Source organism: Mariniplasma anaerobium (assembly GCF_016865445.1).
Lineage (GTDB): Bacteria > Bacillota_I > Bacilli_A > Acholeplasmatales > Acholeplasmataceae > Mariniplasma > Mariniplasma anaerobium.
This window is the reverse complement of record NZ_AP024412.1, coordinates 1,871,178-1,885,846: the sequence shown is the minus strand read 5'-3', so window position 1 is coordinate 1,885,846 and position 14,669 is coordinate 1,871,178. Positions and strand designations below refer to the sequence as shown.

The 14,669-nt window shown below is 31.8% G+C and carries 12 protein-coding genes and 1 other annotated feature; all 12 genes read left to right on the top strand.

The annotated features are described in order from the left end of the window. Window positions 1-274 precede the first annotated feature (274 nt). The 12 genes from rpmH (at window position 275) to MPAN_RS08905 (ending at window position 14,629) form a co-directional block, all read left to right on the top strand. Entirely contained in the window at window positions 275-409 is a 135-nt protein-coding gene (gene rpmH, locus MPAN_RS08960) for a 50S ribosomal protein L34 (protein WP_176239189.1), read from the top strand. 99 nt (window positions 410-508) lie between these two features. Then, a complete protein-coding gene (gene rnpA / locus MPAN_RS08955) occupies window positions 509-868 on the top strand; it encodes a ribonuclease P protein component (RefSeq protein ID WP_176239188.1) in 360 nt (119 codons plus the stop codon). Continuing rightward, window positions 852-2,294, top strand: coding sequence for a YidC/Oxa1 family membrane protein insertase (locus MPAN_RS08950; RefSeq protein ID WP_176239187.1), 1,443 nt, complete (start codon window positions 852-854; stop codon window positions 2,292-2,294). The genes rnpA and MPAN_RS08950 overlap by 17 nt, the downstream gene beginning before the upstream one ends. Window positions 2,295-2,298: 4 nt before the next feature. Next, entirely contained in the window at window positions 2,299-2,919 is a 621-nt protein-coding gene (gene jag, locus MPAN_RS08945) for an RNA-binding cell elongation regulator Jag/EloR (RefSeq protein WP_176239186.1), read from the top strand. 129 nt (window positions 2,920-3,048) lie between these two features. Further along, window positions 3,049-4,005, top strand: coding sequence for a YiiX/YebB-like N1pC/P60 family cysteine hydrolase (locus MPAN_RS08940; protein WP_176239185.1), 957 nt, complete (start codon window positions 3,049-3,051; stop codon window positions 4,003-4,005). Between the two features lie 13 nt (window positions 4,006-4,018). Beyond that, a complete protein-coding gene (locus tag MPAN_RS08935) occupies window positions 4,019-5,215 on the top strand; it encodes a DNA recombination protein RmuC (protein WP_176239184.1) in 1,197 nt (398 codons plus the stop codon). A gap of 131 nt (window positions 5,216-5,346) precedes the next feature. Beyond that, window positions 5,347-5,564, top strand: a binding site (T-box leader). A 45-nt stretch (window positions 5,565-5,609) separates the two neighbouring features. Beyond that, window positions 5,610-7,001 carry an asparagine--tRNA ligase gene (asnS, locus tag MPAN_RS08930; protein WP_176239183.1) on the top strand — a complete coding sequence of 464 codons (1,392 nt, stop codon included), beginning with the start codon at window positions 5,610-5,612 and terminating at the stop codon, window positions 6,999-7,001. 291 nt (window positions 7,002-7,292) lie between these two features. Then, window positions 7,293-8,642: a transposase gene (locus MPAN_RS08925; protein ID WP_231756775.1), complete on the top strand. Its 1,350-nt coding sequence runs from the start codon at window positions 7,293-7,295 to the stop codon at window positions 8,640-8,642. A 493-nt stretch (window positions 8,643-9,135) separates the two neighbouring features. Beyond that, entirely contained in the window at window positions 9,136-10,188 is a 1,053-nt protein-coding gene (locus MPAN_RS08920) for an ABC transporter ATP-binding protein (protein ID WP_176239509.1), read from the top strand. Then, window positions 10,185-11,225 (top strand): carbohydrate ABC transporter permease, encoded by a 1,041-nt coding sequence (locus tag MPAN_RS08915; RefSeq protein ID WP_176239508.1) that lies wholly within the window; start codon window positions 10,185-10,187, stop codon window positions 11,223-11,225. Before MPAN_RS08920 ends, MPAN_RS08915 begins: the two co-directional genes overlap by 4 nt. A gap of 13 nt (window positions 11,226-11,238) precedes the next feature. Continuing rightward, entirely contained in the window at window positions 11,239-12,657 is a 1,419-nt protein-coding gene (locus MPAN_RS08910) for a carbohydrate ABC transporter permease (RefSeq protein WP_176239507.1), read from the top strand. A 58-nt stretch (window positions 12,658-12,715) separates the two neighbouring features. Beyond that, window positions 12,716-14,629 carry an extracellular solute-binding protein gene (locus MPAN_RS08905; protein WP_176239506.1) on the top strand — a complete coding sequence of 638 codons (1,914 nt, stop codon included), beginning with the start codon at window positions 12,716-12,718 and terminating at the stop codon, window positions 14,627-14,629. Window positions 14,630-14,669 lie beyond the last annotated feature (40 nt).

Here is a 14,669-nt window from a genome sequence, read left to right as displayed (position 1 = left end):
CAATCTGCTTTTTAACCAATTGTGGATAAATTGGGGGATTAAACACTTTTATAAGGCTTTTTATAAAAGTTATCCAGTTATCCACAATGTGTATAAAATGTGATTAAGTTATCCACATCAAAACATTTAGTATATATATAAAAGTAGTTCAATAAATAGGCTATATTTAGGGGTAAAATAAATATATATTCAAAATGCGTTTTTTTTGTTGACAAAGCCACCAACATTTTATATAATAATAAAGCATGGTTTCGCAAGAAAGGTGGTTTTAATTGTGAAAAGAACATATCAACCAAATAAGCAAAAACGTCAAAAGACTCATGGCTTTAGAGCTAGAATGGCAACAGCTGGTGGCCGTCGCGTACTTGCAAGACGCAGATTAAAAGGCCGCGCAGAATTAACTGTATAAACCTAAATTATTTTAAAACACTTGGACTACTCGATTAAAATAATAACTTTATGTTATTTTTTGAGTGGTTCTTTTTTTAAATAATTTATCTAAAATCGAATGAAAAAAAAATATCGTATTAAGAAATATAGCGAAATTGATGCGGTGTATAGAAAACGAGATGCAAAAAACGACAGTTATTTTGCAGTATATCAAGCGAATGATCCTGAAGCTAAAAATTTTAGATTTGCAATGTCTATTGGAACAAAATATGGCAATGCAGTTCAAAGAAATTTAATTAAAAGAAGAGTTCGTATGATTGTTAGCGATTTGCAAGATCAATTTATTATAAATAAATTGTTTTTAATTGTTATAAGACCAAAAGCTAAGCAACTTGACTATCAAGAGATAAAAAGTAAGTTGACATTGCTATTAAAAAAATCTAAATTAATGGAGAATAAAAATGCAAAAACACTATAAAAAAATCGTATTTATAGCTATGGCATTATTCCTTGTTATCACACTTGCATCATGTGGTGGTAGTGATGCAGTCGGAAAAGTCATTGTTAATAATCCATATGGTGAAAACGGCGAAAAGCTAGTTTTCGATTATGAAGATCGAAATTCCATCTCATTTAAAGGTGATAATGGACTTTCTTATTGGCTATTGAATGAATCAGGTGCAACTTCTGATGAACCAGTAGCATATGAAGGACTTCTTCCTTCTAATGCATCACCAGATGAAATCGGAATTGAAGGCGGCATCCAAACCTTTACATTTACCGTTGAAGGCGAAGAAGTTTCATTTAGAATCTATATTAAACCTGAAACTGTAGTTGTAGATAATGATATTGCAATGGTTGTCTTTAGATTTCCATCAGAAGCTATCCTATATAATATGGGGCAAAGTTTTGATCCAACAGGTATCGAAGCTTATGCAGTAGAAAATGATGGAGATGTTATCGTTATTTCTGAAACAATGAGCGCGGAAGCGTATGCAGCTTTATTTGATGATCTTGGATATGACCCAATGGGCGTTGACGGATTTAAAGATAAAGTTAGTTATCCAGTTTCTTTCACATATGAAGGCTACAGTGAATCATTTGAAGTCTATGTTGCGGGTGGTGAAAAACCAATCTCAACTGAAGATGCAGGATTCTTTGATTATGTATTAGTTATTCCAGTAGCGTTCATTATGCAATTTTTCGCATCATTATTAGGTAATTCATTTGCATTAGGTATTTTATTTACAACTTTAATTGTAAGAACTCTTGCATGGCCAATTTATGCGAAAAGTAATGATATGACAATGAAGATGAACTTAGCTCAACCAGATATGCAACGTGTACAACAAAAATATGCGAATAAAAAAGATCCACAATCACAACAAATGCAGCAAATGGAAATGATGCAAGTTTATAAAAAACATGGTATCAATGTATTTGGATGTTTAATGCCATTTTTACAAATGCCTATCTTTATTGCAATGTACGGCGTTGTTAGACGTATATCTCTAGAAGGTGGTATGTATGCTAGCTCAGTTTCAAACACTAAATTTTTAGGTGTTAACTTAGCAAATACAAACGATGGTATTACAGCACTTATATTAGCTGCTATCGTTGGTGCTACAATGTTTACTCTACAAAAAATTTCAATGAAGAAACCAAGTTATGCTAAGAACACATATAAGCACAATGCAAACCCACAAGGCGCTCAAACCGAAAAAACAATGAAGTTTGTAAGCTACTTTATGGTTATCATGATGATGTTCATATCATATCAAAGTAATGCGTTAGCGTTATATTGGGTATTTGGTAATATTTATTCATTAAGTCAAACAATATTTAACAGAAGATTAAATGAGAAAAAGCATGCTAGACTACAAGAAAAACAATTGTTGGGGTGAGGATATGTTAAAGAAAATAGAGATTGAATCAAAAACTTTACAAGAAGCTGAAAAGATCGCAGTTGAAAGCTTAAGAATACAATTAGATAAAATTAAATTTACTGTTTTAAAAGAGAAAAAAGGATTACTTGGTATAGGTTCATCAACATTATATGAAGCTACACCTAATATCAACTTAGCTATCGAAGGTAAAATTTATCTAGAAAGCATCTTACAAACACTTGAAATTGGATCTAGAATGGAAGTTAGAACAGTTGATGATGGTAATGAAATTTATTATACAATTGATAGTGATGAAAATGCTCTACTTATTGGTAGAGAAGGAAAAACACTATTATCTATGCAATATATGCTAAGAAATTACCTAAACACTTTTACTGAAGGACATTTAATTGTCGGCTTAGATATAGGTGGGTATCATGAAAACAGAAAAAGACAACTAGAAATTCTTGCTACAAAGACAGCTAAAGAAGTTGCTCAAACTAAAATTGCTGTTAAATTAGATCCTATGAATTCATATGATCGTCGCATTGTTCACACAAAACTAAGTGAGTGGAGAGACGTCATTACTGAATCAGAAGGCGAAGGCGAAAACAGAAGATTGGTTATTAAACCAAAACTATAAATATTAATATTAAAAGCCTTACATATTAACCTATTTGTATAAAACAACAGGTTAAGTAAGGCTTTTTTTGTATGCTTTTTTATCTTTAATATGATATAATAAAAACACTATCAAACGGATGTGAACGCGATGAAAAAACTCTTTTTTATGGGTAAGACAAGAAATAAAAAAAAGAAGAAAAAAATAAGAGTTATAACCTTTGTTAAAGGGTTTATTTTGTTATTAATCGGGGCAGGTATATTCACAGTTGGTAAAGCAGTCACAAAAGATATTTTAGTTAGAAATGAGATTAATGATTTTAAAGATAGAGCAGTTTTTGAATATGAGGAAGACTTTGCATATCAAACAGGAGTTATTCAAACGAGGAGATATTATAAAGTTCCACGTGAAACATTATATGAAACATCAGATACTAGGTCAGTTTTTAATGATGACTCTAGAAAATATTTAGGTCAAGCAGGTGATATCTTCTTATCACAAAGATCACCATTTGTGGGTGAATTCTTTGTTGATCCATTTATATCTTATTATTTTGGTGGACATGCAGCTATAAAAACCGAAAACAATCAGTTTATTGAGGCTGTAGGCTTTCCTGATGATGATGAAAGTATCATGGATATCATTAGACATCCAGGAGATGAACCACATGATTTCAGTGTAACCATTAATAGAACATCATCTAATTACTGGTTATATCCTTACTATAGATCTGAAGGAACTGTAGAGTATCCATATTTTGGATCTTACTATCGCGACAAATTTATTGGTGTGCGAGTTAAAGACGTTGATTCAGAACAAATCCAAGGTGCTATTGATTTTGCAGATGATAAAGTTGACGTAAATTTATATAACTTTTTATTCTTTCTTGATATGTCATATAAGTATTATTGTACTGATTTAGTATCAAGAGCATATCAAGATGTTATGGTTGAACCTGAAGAACAAACAAATTACGCAAAAGCATTAAATGATGATGGATTTATTACATCAGTAAACGACATCGTATTGAGTAGAGAAACCTACATGATATTTTATGTAGAGATTATAGATGAAATTGTTAATATTTACTATTTAGAAGACATGTAAAGGGAGTGAGAATATGGAAGATTATATTATTATAGGGTTGATTATCATCCTTATTGGGATGTTTGTGTATCTTTTTATTTTAATGAATAAAAAAGTTGATCAACAAAATCCTATATCAGTCGAAAAAGATATTCATGGGTATTTTGATATAAAATTACTTAAAGAATTTGGTGATTTAAATGAAAAATTAGCCAAAGAATTTGGAGAATTTAAAACAAATGTTGCAACTTTAGTTGGACATTCTAATCAACAAAGTCAAAAAGATTTAAATGAATTTAAAGACTATATGATGGCTAAAATTGACAAACAATTAAAAGAAATTAATGATAAAGTCGAACAAAGACTAGGCCAAGGATTTGAGAAAACAACAGAGATATTTACGAACGTGATTGAAAGATTAGCAAAAATTGATGAAGCTCAAAAGAAAATTGAAACACTTTCTCAAGAAGTAGTTAGTTTGAATGGTTTATTAACAGATAAAAAAACGAGAGGTATTTTTGGAGAAGTTCAACTTTATCAACTTCTTAGTGCTGTTATGGGTGATAATCAAGCACTTTATGAAAAACAAAAAACACTTTCTAATGGATATATTGCTGATGCGATGATACACGCACCTGAACCTTTAGGTAATCTTGTAATAGATTCAAAATTTCCTTTAGATAATTATAGAAAAATGATGGATAAAAAATTAGGGGCTCAAGATAGACTTTTTGCTGAAAAAGAGTTTAAAAAGGATGTTAAAGTCCATATTAATGCAATAAAAGATAAGTATATTATTCCTATAGAAACATCTGAACAAGCAGTAATGTTTATTCCTGCAGAAGCTATTTTTGCAGAGTTAACATCATATCATCAAGACATTATGGAATATGCTCAAAAAAATCAAGTTTGGATTGTCTCACCAACGACACTTTTATCCACTTTAACAATGATTCAAACTATCGTTAAAAACATGGAAAGAGACGAACAAACATCAATTATTTTAGATGAATTAAGAAAACTTGGTGAAGAATTTAAACGATATGATGAACGTTGGGACAAATTAAATCGAGCAATTATAAGTGTTTCAAAAAATGCAGATCTTGTCAATAAAACCGGTCAAAAAATCAGCAAGAAATTTATACATATTGCGGATGCAAAATTTGATTTAATCGAGACTGATGACGAAGATGAAGATGAAGATGAAATTGAGGATATTGATGAAATCTAAGCTCATTTTTATATTATTATAAATAATATAAAGATTTCAAATGAACTAAGATGGTGTTTTATTTACTCATTTTCAAGTTAATAGATATTTTGTAAGGATTGACAAAATGATTTTATACATATATAATGATAGAGAAATCGATGATGAGAAAGTAAATTATATACCCTTTATTAAGCGAGCTGGAGATGGTGTGAGTCTAGTTAAAATATATAATGAAAAACACTCTGAGTGATAGAAGAAATCTTAAAAGAGAGTAGACCTATTCGTAGACCTTGCGTTAAAAGGAATTTAAGTGCTAGACATCTTGTCTAGAACTAAGGTGGTACCGCGTAAATTATACGTCCTTAGATTATTTTTAAGGACGTTTTTATTTTTATAAAGAGAGAGGTATAACATGGAAACAACAGTAAAAAATATATTTAGAAATAAAGAAACTTTTGAAAATAAAGAAATCACATTATATGGATGGGTTAGAAATAATAGAGCACAAAAAGAATTTGGATTCATAAATTTTCATGATGGAACTTTTTTTGAAAGTATCCAAGTGGTTTATGAAGAACAAAAGCTAGATAATTTTAGTGATGTTCAAAAATTTAGAGTTGGTAGTTCTTTAGAGGTTAAAGGTGTTTTAGTATTAACACCACAAGCAAAACAACCTTTTGAGATCATAGCAACCTCAATTATGCTTTTAGGAGATTCGCCAGAAGACTATCCTATACAACCTAAGAGACATACAAGAGAGTTTTTAAGAGAAGTCGCTCATTTAAGAGTGAGAACTAATCTTTTTCATGCAGTTTTTAGATTAAGAAGCGTTGCGGCTTTTGCAGTTCATGAATTTTTCCAAAATCAAGGGTTTATTTACACACATACACCTATCATTACGGGTAATGATGGTGAAGGAGCAGGTCAAATGTTTAATGTGACCACACTTGATCTAAATCATTTACCTAAAAATGATGATGGCGAAATTGATTATAAAAAGGATTTCTTTGCGAAAAGAACAAATCTAACTGTTACAGGACAACTAGAAGCTGAAGCTTATGCGCTAGCTTTTAAAAACGTATATACTTTTGGACCTACTTTTAGAGCAGAAAACTCAAATACACAAAGACATGCTTCAGAGTTTTGGATGATTGAACCTGAAATGGCATTTGCAGACCTTGAAAAAGATATGGATAATGCTGAAAAAATGGTCAAATACGTTATCCAATATGTATTTGATAAATTGCCTGAAGAAATGGAATTTTTTAATAAATTTGTAGAAAAAGGATTGAAAGAGAAATTGTTAAATGTTTTAAACCAACCATTTGCTAAAGTATCTCATCATAAAGCCATTGAAATACTTAAAAATGCAAATGAAAAATTTGAAAATCAACCAGAATTTGGCAAAGATATAAGTACAGAGCATGAAAAATATTTAACAGAAAAACATTTCAAATCTCCAGTGTTTGTTACAGATTGGCCAAAGGATATAAAAGCATTTTATATGCGTTTAAATGATGATCAAGAAACAGTAGCTGCAATGGATTTATTAGTACCTGGTTCTGGTGAATTAATTGGTGGTTCTCAAAGAGAAGAACGTCTAGATGTTTTAGAAAGACGAATGGAAGAAATGCATGTTCCTAAAGAAGACTTAAATTGGTATCTTGACTTAAGAAAATTTGGGGGATGTAAACATGCAGGATACGGTATGGGATTTGAAAGATTAGTCATGTATCTATCAGGAGTTGAAAACATTAGAGATGTTATTCCATTCCCTAGAACACCTAAACATTGTGAATTTTAAAGTCGTATAAAAACATAAAAAATAGATGATAAGCACTTTTGTGCTTATTTCAGGCTGTAGACAAAGTATCATATCTTCGGATATGGTATTTTTTTTACAAAAGTGATAAAATACAAATGTGAGGACCAGTTTAAAATGTGCGGCTTAGACTGCTTAAAAACGCGTGAGCTATTAAGGTTCTAAAAGGCGTTCTGAGTCCTCCTCTTTTTTTATGTCTCTAAAAAATCACTTTTACCTATATATAAATATATAGGTAAGTGGTAAAATATATGTATAAGGTGGTGCTTATATATGTTAAATAGAGATCAAAAAAACAACACCAAGAATCTACAAGTCGTTGATATTGATTCACTTGTCCCACAAAATCATTTAGTCCGCAAGGTGGATAAAGTGATGCAGTTTGATTTTATCTATGATATTGTCGAGCATTTATATTCAGATGATATGGGCAGACCTTCAATTGATCCAGTCGTTTTATTTAAAATTGTCTTTATTCAATATTTATTTAACATTCGTTCGATGAGACGTACGATTGAAGAAATCGAAGTAAACGTTGCATATCGTTGGTTTTTAGGATATGATTTTTCCGATGACATTCCTCATTTCTCAACATTTGGAAAAAATTACGTTAGACGATTTAAAGACACAGATATATTTGAAGAAATTTTCAACACCATTTTATATCAAGCAATGAACTTAAAGTTAGTCAAGATGGATAACATCTTTGTCGATTCAACACATATTAAAGCATATGCCAATAAAAGACGTGTTAATGATATCTTAATCAATGATTCAACACATAAATATGTTAAACAGCTCCATGAAGAAATTAATGAACTTAGACTAAAAGAAGGTAAGAAAATCATTGATTATGATAGCCCAAAGAAAGCAATCATCAGTTTAACTGATCCAGATTGCGGGATGTTTCATAAAGGTGAAAAAGAACGACAATTAGCCTACAGCAATCAAGTGATCAGCGATGAGAACGGTTGGGTTTTATCCTCTGAGATGTTTGCAGGAAACCTTCATGATAGTATAACAGTGTTAGATACAGTAGTTAACTATCTAGATACCCATAAGGAAGTTAAAGTGGCAGTCATGGACTCTGGATATGATAATCCAATTCTTCTCAATGAAATATATAAGCGAAAAGTCCTACCTGTATTGCCATATAAACGGCCTAAAGGAAAAGATGGTTCTATAGGTCTAAATGGAGAACGGCACCTTACAAAGGATAGATTCGATTATATTGAAATGCATGACTATTATATATGTCCAAATGAAAAGATACTAACTTATAGAGGCACCAATAAACTAGGATACCGTGAATACAAGACACGTGTTAAAGATTGTATAGGATGCCCATTTAAAGCACAGTGTACAAATCAAAAAACAAGAAGTTTAACAAGACATCAATTAGAGTATGTAAATCCTTTAATCAAAGAAACGAGACTCTCAGAGATTGGAAGGGAGCTTTATCCCAAAAGAAAATCATCAGTTGAAAGAGTTTTTGGGATTTCAAAGATGAATCACTGTCTAGGTGTTACCTATTTAAGGGGACGTCAAAAGAATGAAGATCGAAGCTTCATGATTTTTAGTATGTATAATTTGAAAAAGTTAGCCGCATTAATGTGGACATAGCTTTACTTTATTATTGATATCGAGCAAATAGAGATCTTTTTTTTATATTTATCCACAAAAAACAAAAAAAGGGCGATTCATAACGAAAACTCGTTTTTGAAAAGTCCTTTTGTCTACAGTCTGTGATAAGCACTTTTGTGCTTATTTTTCTTTTTTATACAAGAAATACTACTGTTTTCATTGACAATTAAGGGGTTACATACTATAATCAAACTACCCCTAAAAGCGCTTTCACGCTAGGTGAAAGAAAAGAATAAGTAAATTCACGAAATTGACACCAAAACTCCATTGATATTTGAAGGGTATTATTATATAATAAAGGTGTTGAGGTGAGTAATTTATGTGTGAATCACAAAATGCTTTTCAAACCATTAATATGAAAGCGAAGAATTCCGTTTTTTTCATATACGAAACGTAAGTACTTTTGGGATATCGAGAGTGCTTTTATTTTTAGCTTAAATAAAAAAATTACAATAAGGAGTATGAATTTTACATGGAGATTAGATTAGAGAATTTAACGAAAGTCTTTACTGACAAATCAGGAAATCAGACAAGAGCAGTAGACCAGTTAACAATTACAATTCCATCAGGTAAACTTGTTGGTTTACTAGGACCTTCTGGATGTGGTAAATCTACCACTTTATTTATGATAGCGGGACTTCATCCGGTTACTGAAGGTAAGATTTTCTTTGGTGAAGATGATGTTACTAGACTTGCACCAGAAAAAAGAGGAATCGGCTTAGTTTTTCAAAACTACGCACTTTATCCACACATGACAATACGTCAAAACATTATGTTTCCACTTGAAAATTTAAACATCAAGCGACAAGAAGCAGAAAAATTAGTTGTTGAAATGGCTGAATTGGTTGGTATTAGAGATCAATTAGATAAAAAACCTTCACAACTATCAGGCGGGCAACAACAAAGAGTTGCAATCGCAAGAGCATTGGTTAAAAAACCAAGAGTTTTACTTCTTGATGAACCACTATCAAACTTAGATGCTCGATTAAGACTTCAAACAAGAGAAGAAATTAAACGTATTCAAAGAGAAACTGGAATTACAACTATCTTTGTTACACATGACCAAGAAGAAGCTATGAGTATTAGTGATCAAATGGTTGTTCTTAATTTCGGAATGCAACAACAAATGGATGAACCTCAAGTTATGTATAACAAACCTGACAATATCTTTGTTGCTAAGTTTTTAGGAAATCCACCAATCAATATTATTGAAGGTGAAATTAAAAAAGGCAAAATTGTCTTATCAGACGGTACAGTCCTTGCAGATACAAAAATCAAAGATGGAAAATATGATTTAGGAATAAGACCAGAAGACTTTAAAGTAGACGATCAAGGCTTTGTTGTTGATACAACACATATAGACCATACAGGTAGAGATACTATGATTCGTTTCATGATTGGTGACAAGCCATTAAGAGCGCTTGTTGAATCAGAATCAGTCGAAGGTAAAAAAACGATCAAACTTATGGTTAAAGCACATAAAGTTCATGTTTTTGATAAAGAAACAGGACTCGTTCTATCATGAAAGAGTTTATTAGAGAATTAAAATGGTCTATTAGGTCTAAAACACATTATATGGCAGTGAGACTAAATGATTTTCTAGAGAAACATCATTTAAGATTCTTTGCGCATATGCCTGGTTGGTTTAAAGCAATCTTCTTCTTACTACCAGCACTACTGGTATTAGGAGTATTTACATTTTATCCAATTATTAATTCATTTTTAGTTTCATTTTACAGTGGGTACAATATTGTAACCGGAGAATTCGATGGATACACACTTATTGGTAATTATGTTACAGTATTAAGCGAATCTGGATTTAGACAAGCTATATTAAATACTGCAATTATCGTATTTGTAAGTGTACCAATCGCAATTGTAGCAGCTTTATTCATTGCTGTTGCGATGAATTCGATTAAACCACTTAAAGGATTTTTCCAAAACATGTTTTTCTTACCTTATGTAACAAATTCAATTGCGATTGGTTTAGTTTTCGCATTTATGTTTAAAGGAAATACGAATGATTTATTTAATTTAGGATTAGCAAACCAAGTTGTTACCTGGTTTGGAGGAACCCCAGTTCCATGGGTAGGTGTTGGTGCGACTTATTGGTCTGCAATGGCAGTTATTCTAATTCATGGTGTTTGGGCAGGGTTAGCATTTAAAATTATTGTATTCTTATCAAGTATACAAGGTATTGATAAACAATATTATCAAGCAGCACAAATTGATGGTGCTTCTAGATCTAAATCATTTAGAAGAATTACAGTACCGTTGATTTCACCGATGATATTCTATATTTTAGTAACATCCATTATTGGTACATTTAAGACTTACTCTTCTATTGTAGCGATTATTGGTACATCTGGTGTGATTACAACAGGTGCAAATGGACAGGTTAACTTGAAGACTATCGTATTCTTTATATATGAATACTTACAAGAAACAGGAAGAAATGGTGCGTTAAGTGAAGCTGCAGCTGCAGCGATCCTATTATTCTTAATTATTATGGTATTTACTGTCATTCAATTAAGAGTAGGTAAAAAACGTGTTCATTATTGATTAGGAGGATAATATGAAAAGAATAACAAAAAGCATTAAGAAATTACAACTCATAGCTAACCTAATCGATATTGTGTATGTGGTATTCGCATTTATTTTAGTTAGTTATCTGTTTGTCTTATTAATTGAACCAGGAGCTATTACAGAACAAGTTGATCCAGGGACAATATATACAATTTTCGGATTAGAATTCCTGCAAGCAGGCGTTAATACAATCATTGCACTTTTATTAGGATATTTATTAGTTTTTACTCCAATGGCTTTTCAAAATATGAGAAGATATTTCTCAAAAGAAGCAATTGAAGTTGATGAATGGTCTTATCGGACTCAACATTTATACGCTGTAATGAGTTTAGTTACTTTAAATCCATTTTCTGCAGTATTAAGATACGAAATTGGATTCCAAATGAAAGAACTTGTTAAAGGTTATCGTTTAAAGCAAACATTAATCAATGCATGGGATAAATTAAAGATGTTTTTCTCAGGAGAAACATTTAGAATTGCTAAAGAAAGAAAAGAAAGAAGAGATGAACAATCTGAAAGTCAACAAGACTTAGAAAAAATAAGTCAAAGAGACTTTATATTAAAGATTGTTAGAATGGTTGGGACTTATACCTTCTTAACTTTAATGGCATTATTTATATTCATTCCGTTTTATTGGATGATTCTAACAGCTTTAAAGACCAACGAAGAGCTTACTACTGCTTTAAATCCAAGATTTGTTATAGGACTTGGAGAAATGCAATGGGTAAACTTCAAACTAGCAATTACAAGATTTGATTTTGGTACTTATATTTGGAATACAATTAGAGTTGGTGTTATAACAATGTTAGGGACAGTTACAACAACAATTTTAGCGGCATTCGCATTTGCAAGATTAAATTTCAAAGGTAGAGAGTTTATATTTTCAATTCTTTTACTAACAATGATGATTCCTGGAGAATTATATACAATTACAAACTATGTTACAGTTTCAAGACTAGGTTGGATTGATACGATAGCAGCATTGATCTTTCCATTTATGGTAAGTGTATTCTATATCTTCTTCTTAAGACAATCATTTAAACAAATTCCAGATACACTTTATCAAGCAGCAAGAGTAGATGGATGTGGAGATTTCAAATATTTAACTCGCGTTATGATTCCAATTGCAAAACCAACAATCATCACAATTATCATTTTAAGTGCCATTGGTGCATGGGATGCATATATTTGGCCACAATTAGTTACAAGATCACAAGATAATTGGTTGATCTCAGTAGCACTTCGTGGAACAAGTTTTACAACTGATTCAGGAGCAAGTGATGCTAGACCGGTTTATAACATTCAATTAGCCGCAACAGCGTTAGTTACAGTTCCATTAATTATTTTATTCTTCTCACTTAAGAAATTTATTATTTCAGGTGTAGGAAGAAGCGGTACAAAAGGATAAATATATCTAAAAAAGATATAGAAAATATATAAGACAAAAAATTATTAGGAGGAAAGTAATGAAAAAAATAGTATTTTCGATTTTAGTAATACTTGGAGTTATGACTTTATCAGCTTGTGCGACTAAAAGAAATCAAGCTCCAGTAATCACTGTTACAAATCCTACTCAAGTGATTCAACAAGGTGACGCGTTTACACCACTTGAAGGCGTAACAGCTACAGATGAAGAAGATGGTGACATCTCTAGAGCAATCGTAGTGACAGGATATGAAACAGGTGACAATGACGTTGCTGGTACATATGTTATTACATTAACAGTTGAAGATAGCGCAGGCGCAACTGCTTCTGCAACTATTAATTTAACAGTTCAAGGTGATGCAAGCGTAGAGCCACCAGTATTATATGGTGTAGTTGCACAACAACTATATTACATAGGTTCTGGTTCTTATGATCCACTTGCTGGTATAACTGCACAAACACCTGATGGTGAAGATATCACTGCAGATATCGTTGTAAGTGGTGCTTATCTATTAGATGCAGCTGGAACTTACACAATCAACATCAGAATTACTTATGATGGCGTAAGAGCTAGTGCAGCAATTCTATTAACAGTTGTAGATAGTGGTATTCCAACTACATTTACTGAAACTGTAGAAATCGAATTATGGCATGCAATGGGTGAAGATAAAGCAAACTTAATCCGTGGATATGCAACTGACTTTATGGCTATGTATCCTAATGTAACAGTTACTATACCAGAAGGTACTGGTAATTATGATACATTAAAGAGTAATATGATTAATGCAATTACAGCTGGTGACTATCCAAACTTAGTTCAAGGTTATCCAGATCATGTTGCAGAATATTTAAATGGTGATGCAGTACTTAACTTAAATCCTTATATCTATTCAGAAACTTGGGGATTAAATGGTGATGACGCATTAGACGATATTATCGCATCTTACTTAGAAGAAAATACACAATATGATGCAAATGGTACATATTATTCTCTTCCATTTAATAAATCAACTGAAGTAATGATTTATAATAAGACTGTTTTTGATGATTTAGGACTAGACGTTCCTGAAACATGGCAAGATATCATTGCTATAGCTCCTCAATTAGAAGCAGAAGGTCAAGCAATCGCAAGACAAAAAGTTTTAGATGCGAATCCAGGTCAAACTGCAGCACAACTAGCAACTGAAATCGCAGCAGCTCAAGCGTTAATCGTTCCTGCAGCATATGACTCAACAGGAAATGCATTCATTACATTTGCTAGACAATTCGGTGGTGAATACACTGCATTAAACTTCTCTACATTCGAAGGTGAATTCCTATGGCATCAAAATGCTAATACATTTGCTGCTATGACATTCTTAAAGAATAATAATACAGTATTTACATTACCTGAGTTCTGGGATCAAGATTATGCTTCAACTCCATTTGTTAACCAACAAACATTTATAACTATTGGTTCTTCAGCTGGCGTTACATATAATGTTCCAAGTAGTGGTTTTGAAATTGGTGTTGCACCAGTTCCTTATAATGTAAATATGCTAGATGAAAAAGCAGTTATTCAACAAGGTACGAATGTTTCATTAATGGATACAGGATCAGATCAAGAAAAACTAGCTTCATGGTTATTCTTAAAATACTTAATTTCTAAAGATGTAACAACTGATTGGGCAATTGAAACTGGATATCTTCCTGTAAGAACAAGTGCTTATACATCTACAGAATATCAAGCATTCTTAAACAATCCATCAACAACTGATAATAAAGCAGCAGCTATCGCAATGGCAGCTAATGCAGCTTATCAACAATCAGGATACATGTTCTTTGATCCAGCATTTATCGGTTCTTCAAGAGCTCGTACTCAAGTTGGTTCAGCATTAGAACGTATTATGCTAGGTGATGGAAACATTCAAGAAGCACTTAATGAAGCTTATAATGAAGCTCAAAAAGGTGCGTAATTAACTAAGGTTTTAAGGTTGCCAGTCAGTTCATTGACTG

Bases quoted from the DNA above. Each gene is read 5' to 3' on its own strand.
- rnpA (WP_176239188.1), top strand. From the start codon at position 509: ATGAAAAAAAAATATCGTATTAAGAAATATAGCGAAATTGATGCGGTG.
- MPAN_RS08950 (WP_176239187.1), top strand. From the start codon at position 852: ATGCAAAAACACTATAAAAAAATCGTATTTATAGCTATGGCATTATTC.
- jag (WP_176239186.1), top strand. From the start codon at position 2,299: ATGTTAAAGAAAATAGAGATTGAATCAAAAACTTTACAAGAAGCTGAA.
- MPAN_RS08940 (WP_176239185.1), top strand. From the start codon at position 3,049: ATGAAAAAACTCTTTTTTATGGGTAAGACAAGAAATAAAAAAAAGAAG.
- MPAN_RS08935 (WP_176239184.1), top strand. From the start codon at position 4,019: ATGGAAGATTATATTATTATAGGGTTGATTATCATCCTTATTGGGATG.
- asnS (WP_176239183.1), top strand. From the start codon at position 5,610: ATGGAAACAACAGTAAAAAATATATTTAGAAATAAAGAAACTTTTGAA.
- MPAN_RS08925 (WP_231756775.1), top strand. From the start codon at position 7,293: ATGTTAAATAGAGATCAAAAAAACAACACCAAGAATCTACAAGTCGTT.
- MPAN_RS08920 (WP_176239509.1), top strand. From the start codon at position 9,136: ATGGAGATTAGATTAGAGAATTTAACGAAAGTCTTTACTGACAAATCA.
- MPAN_RS08915 (WP_176239508.1), top strand. From the start codon at position 10,185: ATGAAAGAGTTTATTAGAGAATTAAAATGGTCTATTAGGTCTAAAACA.
- MPAN_RS08910 (WP_176239507.1), top strand. From the start codon at position 11,239: ATGAAAAGAATAACAAAAAGCATTAAGAAATTACAACTCATAGCTAAC.
- MPAN_RS08905 (WP_176239506.1), top strand. From the start codon at position 12,716: ATGAAAAAAATAGTATTTTCGATTTTAGTAATACTTGGAGTTATGACT.